The organism is Neisseria sp. HMSC055H02 (assembly GCF_001813335.1).
In the GTDB taxonomy this organism is placed as follows: domain Bacteria; phylum Pseudomonadota; class Gammaproteobacteria; order Burkholderiales; family Neisseriaceae; genus Neisseria; species Neisseria sicca_C.
This window is the reverse complement of sequence record NZ_KV812090.1, coordinates 1-567: the sequence shown is the minus strand read 5'-3', so window position 1 is coordinate 567 and position 567 is coordinate 1. Positions and strand designations below refer to the sequence as shown.

Annotated in this window: 1 protein-coding gene; it reads left to right on the top strand. The window is 47.4% G+C overall.

What is annotated here, in order from left to right; genetic code table 11:
* Positions 1-400: IS3 family transposase (locus HMPREF2907_RS05640; protein ID WP_070681023.1), on the top strand; the 400-nt coding region annotated here is incomplete at its 5' end.
* Between the last annotated feature and the right edge of the window lie 167 nt (positions 401-567).

Genomic DNA, 567 nt, shown 5'->3' with positions numbered 1-567 from the left:
CCGGGAAATCGTCGCCTACGCCATGAGCCGTAGAGTCGACAGCGAAATGGTGAAGGAAATGCTTGAAAAAGCCGTACCCAGTCTGACCGGCGAAGGAACGATGCTGCATTCCGACCAAGGCGTGCTGTACCGTACGTCGGGATATAGAGAATTGCTTGCCCAACATTCCATGGTTCAAAGTATGTCGCGAAAGGCGAACTGTTGGGACAATGCGCCGATGGAGAGCTTCTTTGCGGTATTGAAGATGGAGTGTTTCTACCGTGCAGAGGAATTGACGGTGGACGGATTGATGAAACAGATAGATGACTATATGGATTACTACAACCGGGAGCGTTGCAGTCTGAAATTGAAAAAGCTGAGTCCTGTCGCATACAGAACCCAGCTTACACAGAGCGCCTGAATAATAGGCTTTTATGAGTGTCCAAGATTTGGGGGGCAGTTCAGGTTTCAGACGACCTTTGGTGTTTGTTAGGAGTTGTGTTGCTGTTTGTTGATGTGTGAATTGAATTGTTTTGGGCTGTTTGGGTTTGGATTGATGGTGTTTTGAAAGTTCTGAAATAGTGTCTG